Here is an 18,100-nt window from a genome sequence, read left to right on the forward strand (position 1 = left end):
TTGGCCCAACCTTTGCTTGATCATACCGTAAGGACCCAATACACCATCCGGATGACGGATTACTGGCGAATCTAGGTTTATGGCTGAAAATAATACTCCCGCGGCGCCGCCAGCGAAGAAAGGCAAGCTCAAACTGATTATCCTGTTGGTGCTGGTGGTTGTGCTGGCAGTGGGGCTGTCTGTGGTAGGGACGCTGTGGTTCCTGGGTGGCGGGCTGCCGGGAGTGACCGGGAACGACGAGGCCCCACAGGAAGAGGCAGAGGTCTTCCAGCCAAGTGTGTACCTCAACATCGATAAGGCACTGGTCACCACCGTGCAGGCAGAAAACGGCGGTCGCCAGCGTTACGCGCAGGTTTATGTTTCCCTCGAGGCAGACACCCCCGAGACACTGGCAGCCGCAGAGCTGCATCTGCCGCTGGTGCGCAGTCAGCTGGTGAGTCTGCTGGGCAACAGCGACTTCACGGAATTGCAAACGCCACAGGGCCGGGCGGCATTGGCGAGCAGCATGCTGGCGACCATCAACCAGGTGCTGGAGCAGGAGGGAGAGGCCCCGCTCAAAGGGGTGTTGTTCCGGAATTTTGTCGTGCAATAGCGTGCCGCGCAGATTGTCGCAAAGAGTGCTGGGAAGAGTACTGAGAAGAGCGCCGAGAAAGGTGCAATAGGGCCCCGGAAACGGGTGGCTTGTCAGGGCAGGAAAACGTATGCAGGACTTACTGTCACAGGATGAAATCGATGCCCTTCTCCACGGTGTGGACGATGGCGATATCGATACCTATGAGGAAACCGACGAGGCCGGTATAAAGTCCTACGACCTGGCCAGTCAGGACAGGATCGTCCGTGGGCGCATGCCTACCCTCGAGATGATCAACGAGCGTTTTGCCCGGTACACCCGCATCAGCCTGTTTAACCTGTTGCGCCGCAACGCCGACGTATCCACCGGTGGCGTGCAGATCATGAAATTCGGCGAGTACATTCACACCCTGTATGTACCGACCAGCCTGAATCTCTGCAAGATCCGACCGCTCCGCGGTACGTCCCTGTTTGTTCTGGATGCCAAGCTGGTATTCAAACTGGTGGACAATTTCTTCGGTGGCGAGGGCCGTCACGCCAAGATCGAGGGCCGCGAATTCACCCCCACGGAAACCCGGATTGTGCAGATGGTGCTGGATCAGGTCTTCAAAGACATGAAGGAAGCCTGGCACGCGGTATTGAAGGTGGATTTCGAGTACCTCAGTTCGGAAGTGAACCCGGCCATGGCGAACATCGTCAGCCCCAGCGAGGTGGTGGTGGTCAGCACCTTCCACATCGAGCTTGATGGCGGCGGCGGTGAGCTGCACATGGCCATTCCCTACTCGATGATTGAGCCGATTCGCGACGTGCTGGACGCTGGCGTTCAGAGCGACATCGACGACGTCGACGAGCGCTGGGTGAACGCCCTTCAGGAAGACATCAAGGACGTCAATGTCCCGGTCAACTCGACGGTGTGTCGCCGCCGGATTTCACTGCGCGACATCGCGAACATGAAAACCGGCGACATCATCCCGGTGGAAATACCGGACTTCCTGACCGTCACAGCCAATGGCATACCGGTCTACAAGGCGACCCTGGGAACCCGCGACGGAAAACTGGCGCTGCGAATTCAAGAGCGGGCAACGGTGCCCAAGGTCAAGAAACAACTGAAGGTGGGACGCAATGGCTGACGACGACAAGAAAGACGATCAGGAACTCAGCGAAGACGAGAAGCTGGCAGCTGAGTGGGAAGCCGCGATGGAAGAGTCCGGCGACGAGGGCGAATCCGTGGAGGACGAATGGGCGGCGGCCATGGCCGAGGCTGAAACCGAAACCTCCGGGGAAGACGAAAGCGCCGCAGACAATGTTCGCACCGCGCCGATGGAAGAGTTCGAGGAAGTCGCCCAGGCTTCGCAGGGCACCGGCCCGGCGCCGGATCTGGACGTTATCCTGGATATACCGGTGACCATATCCATGGAAGTGGGCAACACCCAGATTCCCATCCGGAACCTGTTGCAGCTCAATCAGGGCTCGGTCATCGAGCTGGATCGCCTTGCGGGAGAGCCGCTGGACGTGCTGGTCAACGGCACCCTGATCGCCCATGGCGAAGTGGTGATGGTGAACGAGAAATTCGGTATTCGCCTGACGGACGTGATCAGCCCCGGCGAACGCATCAAGCGGTTGCAGAAGTAAGATGATCGCGCTGCAGAGCCTGAGAGGATGGTGTGCCCGGCCGGCGGCAACGGCCCTGCTGGCCTGGCTGCTGCCGGTGCTGGCGGCGGCTGAAGAAGCCCCGGCGCGGGAAGAAAGCAGCCGCGCACCGGACACGCTGATGACCATGCTGAGCCTGGGCGGCGGGCTGCTGGCGGTGATTGCCATCATTTACGGCTGCGCCTGGATCATCCGCCGCATGAATGGCATGACCGGCATGAACAACCAGGCCATCAAGGTGGTGTCGGTCATGGCCCTGGGTGCGCGGGAGAGGATTGCACTGATTGAAGTCGGCGGCCAGCAGATTCTGGTGGGCATTACCCCATCGACCATCCGTACCCTCCAGGTGTTTGAGCAGCCGGTAGTGACGCCCGATCAGACAACGTCCAGCGAATTTGCCCGTCGCCTGCAGGGCATGATGGGCAAGTCATGGACATCCCGGTCCCCGAAGGATGACTGACCCGATGAACATGCGTTTGCTGAAATCCGGCCTGGCGTTAGTGCCGCTATTGCTGCTGGTGGGCTGGAGCCCGACGGCGCTGGCCGATCTGCCCGGCATCCCGGCGTTTACCATGACGCCGGGCGAAGAGCAGGGCGTGGAAGAGTATTCGGTTACCCTGCAGATTCTGGCGCTGATGACCGCGCTGACCTTCCTGCCGGCCATGCTGATGATGATGACCTCCTTTACCCGCATCATCGTGGTGTTCGCCATCCTGCGCCAGGCGTTGGGCCTGCAGTCCACGCCATCCAACCAGATTCTGCTCGGGCTGGCGCTGTTCCTGAGTATTTTCATCATGAAGCCGGTGCTGGAGGAGGCCAATCGCGTTGGCCTGCAGCCCTACATGGCCGAAGAGATCACCTCACTGGAGGCGGTGGAGCGGGCCAGTGTTCCCTTCCGTGAATTCATGCTGGGCCAGACCCGTGAAAGCGATCTCGGCCTGTTCATGCGTATCGCCGACGAACAGTATGACTCGCCGGAAGAGGTGTCATTCTGGGTGCTGATGCCGGCTTTTGTAACCAGTGAATTGAAGACGGCGTTCCAGATCGGGTTTATCCTGTTCATACCGTTTCTGATTATCGACATGGTGGTCGCCAGTGTGTTGATGGCGATGGGTATGATGATGCTGTCGCCGATCATCATCTCGCTGCCGTTCAAGATCATGCTGTTTGTGCTGGTGGATGGCTGGGCGCTGATCATGGGCACACTGGCGGCCAGCTACGGCATATAGGAGTCGCGTATGACACCGGAAACCGTCATCGACATTCTGCGGGAAGCGCTGTGGATGATCGTGCTGCTGTCGGCGGTCATTATCGGCCCCGGCCTGGCCATCGGCCTGGTGGTCAGCACCTTCCAGGCGGCCACCCAGATCAACGAGCAGACCCTGAGTTTCCTGCCACGCCTGCTGGTGACACTGATTGTGATCATTGCTGCCGGGCCGTGGATGCTGACCAAGCTGCTTGATCACGCCGAGCGCCTGATTACCAGTATTCCCTTTCTGATTGGCTGAGCCATGTTGCCGACCGAAATCAGTGCCGACCTGATCGGCCAGTGGGTGGGGCAACACTTGTGGCCACTGTTCCGACTGGCCAGTTTCATGATGGTCATCCCCATCTTCGGCACCCAGCTGGTTCCGGCCCGCGTGCGCCTTGGGTTGGCGCTGCTGATGACCCTGCTGATTGTCCCGCTGATTCCGCCCGTGCCCCAGGTCGAGGCGCTGAGCGCCGATGCCGTGGTGATTACCCTGCAGCAGATCCTCATCGGCGTCGGTATGGGCTTCGCTGTGACCGCCCTGTGGCAGCTCTTCGTGGTGGCGGGGCAGATGATCGCCATGCAGATGGGGCTGGGTTTCGCGTCCATGGTCGATCCGGCCAACGGCGTGAACGTCCCGGTCCTGTCGCAGATCTACACCATCACTATTACTCTGCTGTTTCTGGCCATGAACGGCCATCTGGTGATGTTCGAGGTATTCATCGAAAGCTTCCGCACCCTACCCATCGGCTTTGAGGGGCTGGGGCAGGGCGGTGTCTGGGAGCTGGCCCACCGGATCAGCTGGATGTTCGTGTCGGCCGTGCTGCTGGCGCTGCCGGCGGTATCGGCGGTGTTTATCGTCAACATCGCGTTTGGTGTGATGACCCGCGCCGCGCCGCAAATGAATATTTTTGCTCTGGGTTTTCCGATTGGCCTGATTTTTGGACTGTTCTCCATCTGGGTACTGCACGCCAATTTTCTGCCACACTTTGAGCAGTACACCCGCGAAACCTTCGAATTCATGCGGAACCTGCAGGGGCAGCCCTGATGGCTGAAGAAAACGACAACAGTCAGGAAAAAACCGAAGAGGCCACCCCCCGACGGCTGGAGAAAGCCCGGGAGGATGGCCAGACCGCGCGTTCCAAAGAATTGGCCACCATGGCGGTGCTGATGGCCGGCGCCGGCGGCCTGCTGATCTTCGGCGCCAGTCTCGGCGCCTCCATGGAAGACATCATGCGCGACAGCTTCGTGCTCGAGCGCTCGGCTATTTTCGACACCCGCCACATGAGCGTGCAGCTGATTGCCTCCGCCAAGGAAGCGGCGCTGGCGCTGGCGCCGTTGATGATCCTGCTGGTGATCGCAGCGATCGCCGGCTCCATCGGCATTGGCGGCCTGCTGTTCAGCGGCAAGGCTATTGCGCCGAAACTCAATCGCATGGACCCGATCAAGGGCCTGAAAAAGATGTTCTCGGCGCGGTCGCTGATCGAACTGGTCAAAGCCATCCTCAAAGTCGGGCTGGTGATGGCGGTGGCGCTGCTGATCCTCAACCTGCGCACAGAGGACTTGCTCAGCATTGCCGAGGAGCCCCTGATACCGGCCATGGAGCACGTGCTCTGGACCATGGCCTGGACGTTTTTCCTGCTGTCTGCGGCGACCATCATCATCGCGGCCATCGATGTGCCCTTTCAGATCTTCGACCACCAAAAGAAACTGCGCATGACCAAGCAGGAGGTCAAGGACGAGTACAAGGACACTGAGGGCAAGCCGGAAGTGAAAGGCCGCATCCGCCAGCTGCAGCGGGAAATGGCCCAGCGCCGTATGATGCAGGACGTGCCCGGCGCCGATGTGGTGATCACCAACCCGACGCACTATGCCGTGGCCCTGAAGTACGATCAGAAATCCATGGCCGCGCCGATTGTGGTGGCCAAGGGTGCCGACGAAGTAGCCTTCAAGATCATGGAGATTGCCCGCGAAAACAAGGTGGAAATCCTGCGTACACCGCCGCTGTGTCGGGCGGTGTATCACAACACCGAGGTCGGCGGGGAGATTCCCGATGGCCTGTACATGGCCATCGCCCAGGTGCTGGCGTACGTATTCCAGTTGCGACAGTTCCGCAAAGGGCGCGGCGAACGGCCCGGCATGCCCAATTTCCCCATTCCACCGGATATGCGGCGCGATGTCTGAGTTGGGTGGTTTTTTTCTGTTGTAGCCTGCTGACGGTTGGGGAGGGTGGCTGTGGTTGCCCCCTCCCAAAAAACGCTACAAGCACATCCATGTGCGCTTGGGCTCCGCCATCCCTGGCTCCGCACATTTTTGGGAGGGGGCAACCACAGCCACCCCGAGCACCTGTTGATATATCGAAAAGCTACCCGGGCATTGGTTGCTGGCCCTGCCAAAAAATTTCGGAGGCCATGGATGGCCGGAGAGAAGCGCACACGGACGTGCTTGTAGCGGTTTTTTGGCAGGGCCAGCAACCGATGCCCTTCATCGAAGCCCGCAGGCTACAGATAAAAAAAGACCTGGCTCAAACCCGAGCACTAACAACCCGAACCATCGGGTCACGGCGGCTCTGTGGTATGGGCAGTGCGCCATAGAACTCGCTGGGATTGTAGACGCGAACCGGAGAAAACCCGCAGCCAAGGAAATGATCCCGGGCCTGCTGGTCATCCTCGAAGTGGAAGCTGACCTGGCTGCGGGTCATGGAGCCCAACAGGCCGCCTAGAGTTTTCAGGGAGCCTCGCAACAGCGGCTGGCGGGGTATCAGGTAGCTTTCGGAGAGATAGACCGAACCGGGGCGGTCGGACAGAACGCTGGCCAGGCGTTGCCAGAATTCGGTGATGACCGGCAGGGAGAAGTAGCTGGTCAGGCCTTCGGTGACCACCACGATGGGTTTGGTGTTGTCAAAGACGCGGGCGACGACGGCTTCAAGGGTGTGGTCACCGGCCTCGGCCAGGATATCAACCGGAGTAACCTGATGGCGGTCGCCAAGGCGCCCGGCCGCCAGAAGTCTGGCCGCTTTCCGGGCGGCCATATCCGGCAGGTCGGCTTCGACCATTTTCAGGGTGGGGTGCTTCTCCCGCAGGCGGATGCCTCGTGGGGACATGCCGCAGGCGATTTCCAGGACCTGCTCGACACCGTCTTCACGAATGGCCCGCTCAATCAGGTGGTCGATGATCAGGTGACGTTGCAACAGGAACGTGCGGATGTTGCCACCGATGGCGGCCTTGCTGGCGGTCTCGAACGGGCTCATCAGGTGATAGAGCCAGCGGCCCTGTTCGGTGCTCAGGGCATCGTCAGACAACCCGTTCCGGTGCCAGACGGCACCGGTATACAGGGCAGTGAAGCTGATGCCCGAACTGTCAGTCGGCTTTTTGCTCATAAATCGCCTTGCCCCAGGCTTCCCTCGTGCCCGGCAGAATCAGGTTCAGGGCAATCGCCACCACGGCGCTCAGGGCAATGCCCTCGAACTGGCCAATGGCCATGCCACCAATGCCGAACACCAGGGTAATGGCAACAATCACCAGATTACGGGACTGGGCCAGGTCCACCTGGTGGCGGATCAGGGTGTTTAGGCCAACCACCGCGATGGAGCCGAACAGCAGGCAGAGGATGCCGCCCATGACCGGGACCGGAATGGTCTGCAGCACCGCGCCGAATTTGCCGACAAAGGCCAGCACAATGGCAATAACGGCCGCCCACCACATTACCTTCGGGTTGAAATTGCGGGTCAGTACTACCGCTCCGGTCACTTCCGAGTAGGTGGTGTTCGGTGGTCCGCCGAGCATGGAGGCAGCGCTGGTGGCCAGGCCATCCCCCAGCAGCGTGCGATGCAGGCCGGGTTTGTCCAGGTAGTTTTTGCGGGTCACGGTGCCGATGGCCAGGATGTCGCCGATGTGCTCGATGGCAGGTGCGATAGCCACCGGAATCATGAACAGGATGGCACCCCAGCTGAACTCCGGAGCGACGAAGTTGGGTACGGCGAACCAGGGCGCCTCGCGCACCGGGGTCAGATCCACGATGCCAGCAAAAGCAGACAGTACATAGCCGACAACCACACCGAACATGATCGGGATCAGGCGGAAAATGCCTTTCGCCCACACTGACATAATCACTGTTACCACCAAGGAGATCATGGCGATCCAGATGGCGGTGTCGTAGGGCACCAGTTCCGCTGCGCCGTCTCCGGTGCGGCCGGAGGCCATGTGCACGGCGACCGGCGCCAGCCCCAGGCCGATCACCATGATCACCGGGCCGATAACCACGGGAGGCAACAACCGGGTGATGAAGCCGGTGCCCCGCAGTCGCACGGCGCCACTGAGGATGATGTAGAGAATACCCGCGGCCATCAGGCCGCCCAGGGTTTCTTCCAGGCCGAAACGGCCCTTGGCGGCAATCACCGGGGCGATGAAGGCAAAGGAAGAGGCCAGGAAAATGGGAATCTGGCCACCGGTGACGATGTGGAAAATCAGCGTACCCAGACCGGCGGTAAACAGCGCGACATTGGGATCAAGCCCTGTGATCAGCGGCATCAGCACCAGTGCGCCAAAGGCCACCAGCAGCATCTGCGAGCCCGCGACAGCCTGTTTCCAGATCGGGTCGTTGGTGTGGTCCTGCATGTTCAGACGTCCTTCTGCTTGGTGCCGAAGATTTTGTCGCCGGCATCACCAAGTCCGGGAAGGATATAGCCTTTCTCGTTCAGGCGCTCGTCAATTGAGGCCGTATAGATGGACACGTCCGGATGCGCTTCCAGTACTTTCTCCACACCCTCGGGGGCGGCCACCAGAATCAGCGCTCGGATTTCGGTGCTGCCGGCCTTCTTGAGCAGATCAATGGTGGAGATCAGTGAGCCGCCGGTGGCGAGCATCGGGTCGATGATCATGGCCAGCCGCTGGTCCAGTTCGCCCACCAGCTTCTCAAGGTAGGTGCTGGCTTCCAGGGTCTCCTCGTTGCGGATTTGTCCCACCACGCTGACGCGCGCGCCGGGGATCAGGCTGAGCACGCCATCGAGCATACCCATGCCGGCACGGAGGATCGGCACGATGGTCACTTTCTTGCCCTGGATCTGCTCGATCTTCACCGGGCCGGCCCAGCCCTCGATGGTCTTTTCCTGCAGCGAAAAATCCTTGGTGGCTTCGTAGGTCAGCAGCGCGCCAACTTCCTGTGCCAATTCGCGAAAATTCTTGGTGCTGATGTCCGCGCGGCGCATCAGACCGAGTTTGTGGCGGATCAGAGGGTGTTTGACCTCGTGGATGGGCATGGCGTCACCTTTTGTCTGTCTGCTGTGTCGGAGTAAATGGCGCAAGGATACCGTATCTGGAAGGTCGCGTCAGGCACTGAAAAGTGAAATCCCGTAAGGGCTGGTACGGATCTTGCCCATACTCCTGCATACGATGCGTCAGCGTCATAATTTCGACCAAACGACTGCCGGCAGGCAAGGCACGCGGAGACATTCCAGGCATGGACAGAGCTTTAGTCCTGAATAACGTCAAATCCCTGACGCGGGGAAACCTGGGCATTCCCATCATGCTGATGGGGCTGCTGGGTATGATGATCCTGCCCATGCCGGCGTTCATGCTGGACGTGTTCTTCACCTTCAACATCACCCTGTCCATCGTCATTCTGCTGGTGTGTGTCTACGCCCTGCGGCCGATGGAGTTTGCCTCGTTTCCGACGGTGCTGCTGGTCGCCACGCTGCTGCGGCTGGCGCTGAACGTGGCGTCCACCCGCATTGTACTGCTCAACGGGCACGAAGGCGGAGACGCCGCCGGTAAGGTGATCGAATCGTTCGGTGCGGTGCTGATCGGCGGTAACTACGCCGTGGGCCTGGTGGTGTTCGCGATCCTGATGATCATTAACTTTCTGGTGGTTACCAAGGGTGCCGGCCGTGTTTCCGAGGTCAGCGCCCGCTTTACGCTGGACGCCATGCCCGGCAAGCAGATGGCCATTGATGCCGACCTGAACGCCGGCCTGATCAACCAGGAAGAGGCCAAGCACCGCCGTGGCGAGATCGCCCAGGAGGCTGACTTCTACGGTTCCATGGACGGTGCCAGCAAATTCGTCAAGGGCGACGCGGTGGCCGGGCTGTTGATTCTCGCCATCAACATCATTGGCGGCGTGGCCATCGGCATGTTGCAGCATGGCCTGGATTTCGGCACCGCCATGCAGAACTACGCCCTGCTGACCATTGGTGACGGCCTGGTGGCGCAGATTCCTTCGCTGCTGCTGTCCACCTCCGCTGCGATCATGGTCACCCGGGTAACCTCCAGTCAGGACATGGGCGGGCAGATTCTGCAGCAGATGTTCAGCGCCCCCAAGGCACTGGGTATTGCGGCGGTCATTCTGATCATCCTCGGCCTGATTCCGGGCATGCCGCACCTGGCGTTTCTTGGTCTGGGCGGAATCGCTGCGGGTGCGGCCTACCTGATCTGGAAGCAGGAGCGGCAGACCGTTGAGGAAGACGGCGCCTTCCCGGTGCGCAGTGGCGGTGCCCGACCGGCCGGCCGCGATGTGCCGCCCGGGGTGGAAGGTGCAGAGCAGGGGCAGGCGCTGCCAGCACCCGGAGAGAACCGGGAACTGGGCTGGGACGATGTGGCCACGGTGGACATCGTCGGGTTGGAAGTGGGCTACCGGCTGATCCCGCTGGTGGACAAGTCCCAGGGTGGTCAGCTGTTGAGTCGCATCAAGGGTGTCCGCAAGAAGCTGTCCCAGGACCTGGGTTTTCTGATGCCGTCGGTACACATTCGCGACAACCTGGATCTGATGCCCAACGTGTATCGCATCACCCTGATGGGGGTCACCCTGGCCGAGGCGGAGATTCACCCGGACCGGGAGCTGGCCATCGATCCGGGTCAGGTGTTCGGCAAGATCGAAGGAATTGAAGGCAAAGACCCGGCCTTTGGTCTGGACGCCTGCTGGATCGAACCGGACCGGAAGGATCAGGCCCAGACCCTTGGGTACACCGTGGTGGATGCCAGTACCGTGGTGGCGACGCATCTTAACCAGGTGTTGCAGAAGCACGCCCACGAACTGCTCGGCCATGAGGAAACCCAGAAGTGGCTGGACCAGCTGGAGAAGGTGTCGCCCAAGCTGGCGGAAGAGCTGGTGCCCACCACCATTTCCATCAGCCTTCTGCTGAAGGTGTTGCAGAACCTGTTGAAGGAAGAGGTGCCGATCCGCGATATGCGCTCGATTGCCGAGGCCATCGTCAATGTGCACCCGCGCAGCCAGGACCCCAAGTTGCTCACCACGGTGGCCCGTCAGTCACTGCGGCGGATGATTGTGCAAAGCATCTGTGGCAACGAGCAGGAGATCCCGGTTATCACCCTTGATCCGGACTTGGAACAGTTATTGCTGAAGTCCATGCAACAGAGTCAACAATCCGGCGGTCAGGAAGACATCGGGCTGGTGCTGGAACCGAACATGGTGGAGAAGCTGCAACGCTCGTTGCAGGAAAGCGTCCAGCGCCAGGAGATGCTCGGAAAGCCAGCGATCCTGCTGGTGTCGGGCCCGCTGAGGCCGGTGCTGGCGAAGTTCGCCAGTTTCGGGGTGGAAAGGCTGCACGTGCTTTCCTACCAGGAGATTCCGGACAACAAACAGATCACCATTGTGGCGTCCGTGGGCCAGTAACGGTAACGGATGACAAAGCGGACAACGCAGGCACGGCGTTGCCGGTGGAGGACGAGGCATCATGAAAGTAAAACGTTTTTTTGCACAGAGCATGGCAGAAGCCCTGAAACAGGTGCGGGAACAGATGGGCCCGGACGCCGTGATTCTCTCCAACCGCCGGGTGGACGGTGGCGTCGAAATTGTGACGGCACTGGATTATGACGAAAACATGGCGCGCCAGCGCCTGGGTGACCAGGCCCGGGAGGCCACCAACGGGTCCCGGCTGGCGGAAATGCAGGTGGAACAGCATCGCCGACTGGAGCAGGAGCTGGGCCGTTCCCGTGACCGCATCCGCGAGGTGCGTGAAAAGCGCGCCAGCGTGGGAGCGGGCTATACCGGCGGCGCGGCGCTGATCGAGGATGCCTCGCCAGAGCCCGAGCTGGAGATCGGCCGGTCCGCCGTGGCGGGTGGCGGCTACTCGGATGAGCTGGCACAGATGCGTGCTGAAATCAGCTCACTGCGTGATCTGATGGGAGCGCAACGGCCTGAGCCCGCCAAGCCGGCGTCCAATGCGGTACAGCAGCGACTGTCCGAGCGTCTGCAGGAATTCGGTCTTGGTCTCGAACTGGCCAATTCCCTGTCGCGCCGGCACAACGGGGGTCGCCTGGAAGATGGCTGGAAACAGTCCCTGAAAATGCTTGCCACCGGCGTGAAAACCGCCCGTCAGGAGTGGCTGGATCAGGGCGGGGTCTTTGCCTTGGTAGGGCCGACCGGTTCCGGCAAGACCACCACCATCGGCAAACTGGCTGCCCGCCACGTGTTGCGCCACGGTGCAGATTCCCTGGCCCTGGTGACCACTGACCGTTACCGCGTCGCCGCCCACGAGCAGCTGTTCGTGTTCGGTCGCATTCTTAACGTGCCGGTGCGGGTGGTGGATGAGAGCCATTCACTCGACGATATTCTCGACGAACTGTCAGATCGCCACCTGGTGCTGATCGATACGGCCGGCCTGACCAGCTCCGATAAAGGCTATGAGCAGCAACTGTCCGAGCTGGCCCGCAGCCATCATCGGATTCGTACCCATCTGGTGGTTTCTGCAACCAGTCAGCCGCGCATCATGAAATCCGTCTGGCATTGCTATAAGATGGCAAATCTTGCGGGTTGCGTGATGACAAAAATCGACGAAGCCCTGACACTGGGTGAGTCTCTGGGGTTTGTCATGGAGTCTGGCCTGCCGGTAGCCTATTACACCGACGGACAGAAGATCCCCGAAGACCTGCACCACGCCGAAGCGGTACCGCTGGTTCGGCTGGCCGTGGAGCGGCTGAAAACACTCCAGCAACAACAGGCGGTAGCAGAGGGTGCCTGATCCGGGTCCCGGACAGTCCGGAGGACGTCGTATCCGCATTGCAGCATGCGCCGTTGAATAACAACTGAGCCTTCGGTCAAACGTGGCGAGAGAATAATCAAGTATGACAAAACCACATCCGGTACAGGTGATTGCAGTCTCCGGCGGCAAGGGCGGCGTTGGCAAGAGTAACGTGTCGGTCAACCTCGGTATTGCGCTGGCGCAGAAGGGCCGGCGCGTCGTGTTGCTGGATGCTGACCTCGGTCTGGCCAACATTGACGTGCTGCTGGGCATCACCGCCAATCGCAACCTCTCTGACGTGCTCGCCGGTGAATGTGAACTGCGGGATGTGCTGGTCACGGGGCCGGGCGGCATCAAGATCGTGCCCGCCTCCTCAGGCACCCAGCGCATGACCCAGCTGACCGCCATGGAGCATGCGGGTCTGATCAATGCGTTCAGTGATCTGGGCGATCAGATCGATGTGCTGATTGTCGATACCGCAGCCGGCATCTCCGAATCGGTGGTCAGTTTTCTGCGGGCCTCCCAGGAACTCCTGCTGGTGGTGTGTGACGAACCCACATCCATCACCGACTGCTACGCGCTGATCAAGCTGATGAACCGTGATTACGGCACCAGCCGTTTCCGCATTCTCGCCAATCAGGTGCGCAACGAGCAGGAAGGTCGTCACCTCTACGAAAAGCTGACCCGGGTGACCGAGCGGTTTCTCGATGTCGCGCTACAATATGTAGGCATGGTGCCCTACGACGAAGCGGTGAAAAAAGCGGTGCAGAGGCAAAAGGCCGTGCTGGAGGTGTACCCGCGCGCCAAAGCGTCGCTGGCGATCAAGGCGCTGGCGGACAAGGTCGACAATTGGCCATTGCCGACGTCTCCCCGCGGCCATCTCGAGTTCTTTGTGGAGCGACTCGTCGAAGTCTGAGTTAGATCCTGTCACCGAAAAGCTGGACACATGGCATTGGCGAAAAACCTCGGAATCTACCAGAACACCGGTGAAAGCGGCGCCTCCCGCCTGGTGGAGGAGCACGCGCCACTGGTCAAGAAGATCGCGCTGCACCTGATGGCCCGCCTGCCGGCCTCGGTTCAGCTCGATGACCTTATGCAGGCGGGGATGATCGGCCTGCTGGAAGCCGCTCAGCGCTACACCTCCGCGAAGGGCGCCACCTTCGAAACCTACGCCGGTATCCGTATCCGCGGTGCCATGGTGGACGAGATTCGCAAAGGCGACTGGGTTCCCCGCTCGGTCCATCGCAATGCCCGCCGAATATCCCAGGCCATCAAGGCCGTCGAAGACCGTTGTGGCCGCGAGGCTCAGGACCAGGAGGTTGCGGAGGAGCTGGGCATCAGCCTCGACGAATACCATTCCAGCCTCAGCGATGCCAACAGTGGTCGTCTTTTTAGCCTCGATGAGCTCAATGAATCCGGCGACCTGCCGATAGAAGAAACAGAAGCCAGTGATAATCCGCTGGATGGCATCACGTCTGATGCATTCCGGCGCAGTCTGGCGGAGGCCATCGGCGAGTTGCCGGAACGGGAAAAGCTTGTACTCAGCCTGTATTACCAGGAGGAGCTCAACCTCAAGGAGATCGGTGCGGTCCTTGGGGTCAGCGAAAGCCGGGTCAGCCAGATTCACAGCCAGGCCGCGCTTCGTCTCAAGGGGCGCCTGGCAGGTTGGCGGCAGGATTCCGGTGCGTAGGTCCGCCCCTGTTACCCGTCATCACGGAGAGCGCCAACGTGTGCTCAGGTTGGCGCTCTGTAGCTTTTGGTAACCGGCGCTTTACAACCGGACCAAACACCACACAATAAGCGGTTAAACCGCCGGCCTGCCGCAATTGTGGCAGAAAGATAAAACGTATTCCGGGTGTTACAAACTGGAGGTCCCTTTGGACAAAAACATGAAAATCCTCATTGTGGATGACTTTTCTACGATGCGACGGATCATTAAAAACCTGCTGCGTGATCTGGGTTTCACCAACACCGACGAAGCCGACGACGGTAACACCGCGCTGCCGATGCTGCGCAGCGGCAAGTACGATTTTCTGGTAACCGACTGGAACATGCCGGGCATGTCCGGGTTCGACCTGCTCAAGGCTGTACGCGCCGATGAAAACCTGAAGACCCTGCCGGTACTCATGGTCACCGCCGAAGCGAAGCGCGACCAGATCGTGGCGGCCGCCCAGGCCGGCGTCAACGGCTATGTGGTCAAGCCGTTCACTGCCGCGGTGCTTAAAGAGAAGATTGAGAAAATCTTCGAACGAATTCAGTAACCCGAGGTCGGATGGGCTCTCATGAGCGATAGCAAAAACAACCCCCAGGATCTTGATCCGGAGGTGAAGGAAAAGCTCCGCGCCCAGGCCAATGCCCTGGTGGAACAGATCGATGCCGGCGAATACGGCCAGGCGATGACGTTGATCAATGACCTGAGTGAGGTCCGCGATCAGAGCCTGTACCGGGAAGTCGGCCGGTTGACCCGGAGCCTTCACGAAGCGATTCGCAATTTCCAGATCGACCCCCGTAACGCCGAGCAGCAGGAAGCGCTGTCGATGATGACGGACGCCTCCGACCGCCTGGAATACGTGGTTCAGAAAACCGGGCAGGCGGCCAACCGCACCATGGACCTGGCCGAAGACGCCATGCCGCGTGCCCACGCCATGCGAGACGAGGCCGCGCTGCTGCGGGACGAATGGCAGCGCCTGCGTCGTCGCGAGATGCAGCCGGCGGAATTTCGGGATCTGTACGGCCGGATCGATAACTTCTTCGTTACCCTGGCCGGCGACGCCGATCTCATCTGCGGCAACCTGTCCGAGATCCTGCTGGCACAGGATTTTCAGGATCTGACCGGCCAGGTGATCCAGAAAGTCACGGCACTGGTCAAGGAAGTCGAGGAACACTTGTTGAGCCTGGTGGTTATGGCCAGCCACGTGGACCAGCTTACCGGCACCGTGCACGAGCTTGAGGCGAAAGAAATATCGGCCGAACAGGGCGTGGGTCCGCAGATCAAGGCGGAAGAGCGTGAAGATGTAGTAGCGGGTCAGGACGATGTTGATGATCTTCTGTCCAGTCTCGGATTCTGAATCAAGAGGGTAACCCATGGCGTTTGATGCCGATGAAGAGATCCTGCAGGACTTTCTGGTCGAAGCAGGCGAGATACTCGAAAAGCTGTCCGAGCAGTTGGTCGATCTGGAACGACACCCGGACGAAAGCGATCTCCTCAACGCCATTTTCCGCGGTTTTCATACGGTCAAGGGCGGTGCCGGGTTCCTGCAGCTTGATGCCCTGGTGAATTGCTGCCACTCGGCGGAAAACGTGTTCGATATTCTCCGGAACCACAAGCGCAAGGTGGATGCGGAACTGATGGACGTGGTGCTCGAGGCCCTCGACCACGTTAACGCCATGTTCGAGCAGGTCCGCAATCACGAAGACCCGACGCCGGCCCCGGACGAACTGATTGCGGCGCTGGATGCCCTGGCCCGGCCGGACAGCGGGGCAGGGGTGGCGTCTGAGCCGTCCCCGTCCACCGCACCGGAATCGTCTGCAAACGCCGACCACGGCGACATTACCGACGACGAGTTCGAGCAACTGCTGGATGCGCTGGGGGATGACCAGGCGGGTAAGCAATCCCAGGACGATCAGGCGTCCGCTGACCAGCCCCGGGCCGGCGACAGTTCCGGTGATGATGAGATTAGCGACGATGAATTTGAAGCGCTGCTGGATCAGCTTCACGGTAAGGGGCAGTTTGCCGGCGCCCCGGCGGACGAGGAAGCGGCAGGCGCCGAGCCCGCCTCTGCAGCGGAAGGCAATGACCTGATCTCCGATGACGAATTCGAGAACCTGCTGGATCAGTTGCATGGCAAGGGTGGTAGCCCCACCGCAGAGGTCAATAAGCCAGCTGAAGCGGCGGCGCAGCCGAAAGCCGATGCTGGCAAGCCCGCGCCCGCAGCGGAACCGGCCAAAGCCGAAGTGAAAGCGCCGGCGGCCAGTGGCGCTGCCAAAGACAGCGCGCCCGCCGCCGAGACCACCGTGCGGGTGGATACCAAACGCCTGGACGACATCATGAACATGGTGGGCGAGCTGGTACTGGTACGCAACCGCATGCAGCGCCTCGGCGCGGCCAGTGAAGACGAGCACATGCACAAAGCGGTCTCCAACCTGGACGTGGTGACCACCGATCTGCAGGCCGCGGTGATGAAAACGCGGATGCAACCGATCAAGAAAGTCTTTGGCCGGTTCCCGCGGGTGGTCCGTGACCTGGCCCGCAACCTGAAAAAAGAAGTGAACCTGGTGATGCACGGGGAAGAAACCGACCTCGACAAGAATCTGGTGGAGGCGTTGTCCGATCCACTGGTTCACCTGGTGCGGAACTCGGTGGACCACGGCATTGAAGCCCCGGATGTCCGTGAGAAGGCCGGCAAGCCCCGCGGCGGCACGGTGACCCTGAATGCCGAGCAGGAGGGGGATCACATCCTGCTGTCCATCGAAGACGACGGCGCCGGCATGGATCCGGAGGTGCTGCGGCGCAAAGCCGTGGAGAAAGGCATCTACGATCAGGACGCCGCCGACCGGCTCACCGAAAGCGAGTGTTATAACCTGATTTTCGCGGCGGGCTTCTCCACCAAAGACCAGATTTCCGACGTGTCCGGCCGCGGGGTTGGCATGGACGTGGTCAAGACCAAGATTGGCCAGCTCAATGGCCAGCTCAGTGTTGAATCGGAGTTGGGCAAAGGCTCGCGCATTGTCATCAAGGTCCCGCTGACGCTGGCCATCATGCCGACGCTGATGATCATGCTGGGCGATCAGTCGTTTGCGCTGCCGCTGGTCAATGTGGTGGAGATCTTCCACCTCGACCTGAGCAAAACCAACATTGTCGACGGCCGCGAATGCATCGTGGTTCGCGACAAGGTGTTTCCCCTGTTCCACATCAAGCGGTGGCTGGTCAAAGACGCCCAGTCCGAAGCCGAGTCCGAGAACGCGCATGTGGTCATTGTGGCCATGGGAACCCGCCAGGTCGGCTTCGTGGTGGATCAACTAGTCGGCCAGGAAGAGGTGGTTATCAAGCCACTGGGGCGCGCATTGCAAGGTACGCCGGGCATGGCCGGGGCGACGATAACCGGGGACGGGCGCATTGCCCTGATTATTGATGTGCCCAGCCTGCTTCAGCACTACGGGTGAAGCGCGCGGAGCGACCAAGGTTTAGGAGAATTGGATGACAGTTTCTGTCCTGGTTGTTGATGACTCCGGATTTTTCCGTAAGCGTCTGATGGAAATCCTGACGGCATCCGGTCAGATCAAGGTTGTGGGTGTTGCCACCAACGGCCGGGAAGGGGTCGAGTTGGCGGAAAAGCTGCGACCCGACGTCATCACCATGGATTATGAAATGCCCATTCTGGACGGCATTTCTGCGGTGCGGGAGATCATGAAGCGGCACCCGGTGCCGGTGTTGATGTTCTCGTCGCTGACTTACGAAGGCGCCCGCGTGACCCTTGATGCGCTTGAGGCCGGCGCCGTTGATTTCCTTCCCAAGAACTTTGAAGAGATCGCGCGGGATTCCAGTCAGTTACAGAAAATCCTGGTGGAGCGGGTGCTGGACGTGGCGGGCAGCCGCCCCGGCGTGAAGCCGGCACAGGCATCACGACCCGCACCTACCCCCGCCGCCCCTGCGCGCC

At 60.5% G+C, this 18,100-nt stretch carries 19 protein-coding genes; 16 read left to right on the top strand and 3 right to left on the bottom strand.

Annotated elements, in window-relative coordinates; genetic code table 11:
- The first annotated feature begins 79 nt into the window (after window positions 1–79).
- The 8 genes from DYI22_RS16715 to flhB all read left to right on the top strand — a co-directional run bounded on the left by DYI22_RS16715 (window position 80) and on the right by flhB (window position 5,653).
- The gene (locus DYI22_RS16715; RefSeq protein WP_213479197.1) at window positions 80–592 is read left to right on the top strand and encodes a flagellar basal body-associated FliL family protein; all 513 of its coding nucleotides are present in this window, start codon (window positions 80–82) and stop codon (window positions 590–592) included.
- Between the two features lie 109 nt (window positions 593–701).
- Window positions 702–1,700, top strand: coding sequence for a flagellar motor switch protein FliM (gene fliM / locus DYI22_RS16720; protein ID WP_213479198.1), 999 nt, complete (start codon window positions 702–704; stop codon window positions 1,698–1,700).
- Window positions 1,693–2,202, top strand: coding sequence for a flagellar motor switch protein FliN (fliN, locus tag DYI22_RS16725; protein ID WP_213479199.1), 510 nt, complete (start codon window positions 1,693–1,695; stop codon window positions 2,200–2,202). Before fliM ends, fliN begins: the two co-directional genes overlap by 8 nt.
- 1 nt (window position 2,203) lies before the next feature.
- Window positions 2,204–2,680, top strand: a complete 477-nt coding sequence (gene fliO, locus DYI22_RS16730; protein ID WP_213479200.1) for a flagellar biosynthetic protein FliO — start codon at window positions 2,204–2,206, stop codon at window positions 2,678–2,680.
- A 4-nt stretch (window positions 2,681–2,684) separates the two neighbouring features.
- On the top strand, window positions 2,685–3,449 hold the full coding sequence (fliP, locus tag DYI22_RS16735) for a flagellar type III secretion system pore protein FliP (RefSeq protein ID WP_323132933.1): 765 nt from the start codon (window positions 2,685–2,687) through the stop codon (window positions 3,447–3,449).
- A 9-nt stretch (window positions 3,450–3,458) separates the two neighbouring features.
- Window positions 3,459–3,728 (top strand): flagellar biosynthesis protein FliQ, encoded by a 270-nt coding sequence (gene fliQ / locus DYI22_RS16740; RefSeq protein WP_213479201.1) that lies wholly within the window; start codon window positions 3,459–3,461, stop codon window positions 3,726–3,728.
- Between the two features lie 3 nt (window positions 3,729–3,731).
- Window positions 3,732–4,517: a flagellar biosynthetic protein FliR gene (fliR, locus tag DYI22_RS16745; RefSeq protein WP_213479202.1), complete on the top strand. Its 786-nt coding sequence runs from the start codon at window positions 3,732–3,734 to the stop codon at window positions 4,515–4,517.
- Window positions 4,517–5,653, top strand: coding sequence for a flagellar biosynthesis protein FlhB (gene flhB / locus DYI22_RS16750; protein WP_213479203.1), 1,137 nt, complete (start codon window positions 4,517–4,519; stop codon window positions 5,651–5,653). Before fliR ends, flhB begins: the two co-directional genes overlap by 1 nt.
- A 340-nt stretch (window positions 5,654–5,993) precedes the next feature.
- On the opposite strand, the gene DYI22_RS16755 is transcribed toward flhB, so the two are convergent.
- The 3 genes from DYI22_RS16755 to upp are packed head-to-tail and all read right to left on the bottom strand — an operon-like array spanning window position 5,994 to window position 8,726.
- A complete protein-coding gene (locus tag DYI22_RS16755; RefSeq protein ID WP_213479204.1) occupies window positions 5,994–6,848 on the bottom strand; it encodes a class I SAM-dependent methyltransferase in 855 nt (284 codons plus the stop codon).
- Window positions 6,829–8,085 (bottom strand): uracil-xanthine permease family protein, encoded by a 1,257-nt coding sequence (locus DYI22_RS16760; RefSeq protein ID WP_213479205.1) that lies wholly within the window; start codon window positions 8,083–8,085, stop codon window positions 6,829–6,831. The genes DYI22_RS16755 and DYI22_RS16760 overlap by 20 nt, the downstream gene beginning before the upstream one ends.
- Before the next feature lie 2 nt (window positions 8,086–8,087).
- The gene (gene upp / locus DYI22_RS16765; protein WP_213479206.1) at window positions 8,088–8,726 is read right to left on the bottom strand and encodes a uracil phosphoribosyltransferase; all 639 of its coding nucleotides are present in this window, start codon (window positions 8,724–8,726) and stop codon (window positions 8,088–8,090) included.
- Between the two features lie 200 nt (window positions 8,727–8,926).
- Between upp and flhA the strand changes: the two genes are divergently transcribed.
- The 8 genes from flhA to DYI22_RS16805 form a co-directional block, all read left to right on the top strand.
- The gene (flhA, locus tag DYI22_RS16770) at window positions 8,927–11,095 is read left to right on the top strand and encodes a flagellar biosynthesis protein FlhA (protein ID WP_213479207.1); all 2,169 of its coding nucleotides are present in this window, start codon (window positions 8,927–8,929) and stop codon (window positions 11,093–11,095) included.
- A gap of 61 nt (window positions 11,096–11,156) precedes the next feature.
- Window positions 11,157–12,443, top strand: a complete 1,287-nt coding sequence (flhF, locus tag DYI22_RS16775) for a flagellar biosynthesis protein FlhF (protein WP_213479208.1) — start codon at window positions 11,157–11,159, stop codon at window positions 12,441–12,443.
- Window positions 12,444–12,546: 103 nt separating this feature from the next.
- The gene (locus tag DYI22_RS16780; protein ID WP_213479209.1) at window positions 12,547–13,359 is read left to right on the top strand and encodes a MinD/ParA family protein; all 813 of its coding nucleotides are present in this window, start codon (window positions 12,547–12,549) and stop codon (window positions 13,357–13,359) included.
- A 30-nt stretch (window positions 13,360–13,389) separates the two neighbouring features.
- A complete protein-coding gene (locus DYI22_RS16785) occupies window positions 13,390–14,133 on the top strand; it encodes an RNA polymerase sigma factor FliA (RefSeq protein WP_213479210.1) in 744 nt (247 codons plus the stop codon).
- A 187-nt stretch (window positions 14,134–14,320) separates the two neighbouring features.
- Window positions 14,321–14,704, top strand: coding sequence for a chemotaxis response regulator CheY (gene cheY, locus DYI22_RS16790; RefSeq protein ID WP_048495094.1), 384 nt, complete (start codon window positions 14,321–14,323; stop codon window positions 14,702–14,704).
- 21 nt (window positions 14,705–14,725) lie between these two features.
- The gene (locus DYI22_RS16795) at window positions 14,726–15,511 is read left to right on the top strand and encodes a protein phosphatase CheZ (RefSeq protein ID WP_213479211.1); all 786 of its coding nucleotides are present in this window, start codon (window positions 14,726–14,728) and stop codon (window positions 15,509–15,511) included.
- A 16-nt stretch (window positions 15,512–15,527) separates the two neighbouring features.
- Window positions 15,528–17,606 carry a chemotaxis protein CheA gene (locus DYI22_RS16800; protein ID WP_213479212.1) on the top strand — a complete coding sequence of 693 codons (2,079 nt, stop codon included), beginning with the start codon at window positions 15,528–15,530 and terminating at the stop codon, window positions 17,604–17,606.
- A 34-nt stretch (window positions 17,607–17,640) separates the two neighbouring features.
- A partial coding sequence (locus tag DYI22_RS16805; protein ID WP_213479213.1) for a response regulator occupies window positions 17,641–18,100 on the top strand: 460 nt, incomplete at its 3' end.

The sequence above is a fragment of the Marinobacter lipolyticus genome (assembly GCF_018424605.1).
In the GTDB taxonomy this organism is placed as follows: Bacteria; Pseudomonadota; Gammaproteobacteria; order Pseudomonadales; family Oleiphilaceae; genus Marinobacter; species Marinobacter lipolyticus_B.

What these genes read in the sequence shown, in the direction of transcription:
- DYI22_RS16800 (WP_213479212.1), top strand. Translation starts at nt 15,528, where the DNA reads ATGGCGTTTGATGCCGATGAAGAGATCCTGCAGGACTTTCTGGTCGAA.
- flhF (WP_213479208.1), top strand. Translation starts at nt 11,157, where the DNA reads ATGAAAGTAAAACGTTTTTTTGCACAGAGCATGGCAGAAGCCCTGAAA.
- DYI22_RS16795 (WP_213479211.1), top strand. Translation starts at nt 14,726, where the DNA reads ATGAGCGATAGCAAAAACAACCCCCAGGATCTTGATCCGGAGGTGAAG.
- DYI22_RS16785 (WP_213479210.1), top strand. Translation starts at nt 13,390, where the DNA reads ATGGCATTGGCGAAAAACCTCGGAATCTACCAGAACACCGGTGAAAGC.
- fliM (WP_213479198.1), top strand. Translation starts at nt 702, where the DNA reads ATGCAGGACTTACTGTCACAGGATGAAATCGATGCCCTTCTCCACGGT.
- DYI22_RS16755 (WP_213479204.1), bottom strand. Translation starts at nt 6,848, where the DNA reads ATGAGCAAAAAGCCGACTGACAGTTCGGGCATCAGCTTCACTGCCCTG.
- flhB (WP_213479203.1), top strand. Translation starts at nt 4,517, where the DNA reads ATGGCTGAAGAAAACGACAACAGTCAGGAAAAAACCGAAGAGGCCACC.
- DYI22_RS16715 (WP_213479197.1), top strand. Translation starts at nt 80, where the DNA reads ATGGCTGAAAATAATACTCCCGCGGCGCCGCCAGCGAAGAAAGGCAAG.
- DYI22_RS16760 (WP_213479205.1), bottom strand. Translation starts at nt 8,085, where the DNA reads ATGCAGGACCACACCAACGACCCGATCTGGAAACAGGCTGTCGCGGGC.
- upp (WP_213479206.1), bottom strand. Translation starts at nt 8,726, where the DNA reads ATGCCCATCCACGAGGTCAAACACCCTCTGATCCGCCACAAACTCGGT.
- flhA (WP_213479207.1), top strand. Translation starts at nt 8,927, where the DNA reads ATGGACAGAGCTTTAGTCCTGAATAACGTCAAATCCCTGACGCGGGGA.
- fliO (WP_213479200.1), top strand. Translation starts at nt 2,204, where the DNA reads ATGATCGCGCTGCAGAGCCTGAGAGGATGGTGTGCCCGGCCGGCGGCA.
- fliQ (WP_213479201.1), top strand. Translation starts at nt 3,459, where the DNA reads ATGACACCGGAAACCGTCATCGACATTCTGCGGGAAGCGCTGTGGATG.
- DYI22_RS16780 (WP_213479209.1), top strand. Translation starts at nt 12,547, where the DNA reads ATGACAAAACCACATCCGGTACAGGTGATTGCAGTCTCCGGCGGCAAG.
- fliN (WP_213479199.1), top strand. Translation starts at nt 1,693, where the DNA reads ATGGCTGACGACGACAAGAAAGACGATCAGGAACTCAGCGAAGACGAG.
- fliR (WP_213479202.1), top strand. Translation starts at nt 3,732, where the DNA reads ATGTTGCCGACCGAAATCAGTGCCGACCTGATCGGCCAGTGGGTGGGG.
- fliP (WP_323132933.1), top strand. Translation starts at nt 2,685, where the DNA reads ATGAACATGCGTTTGCTGAAATCCGGCCTGGCGTTAGTGCCGCTATTG.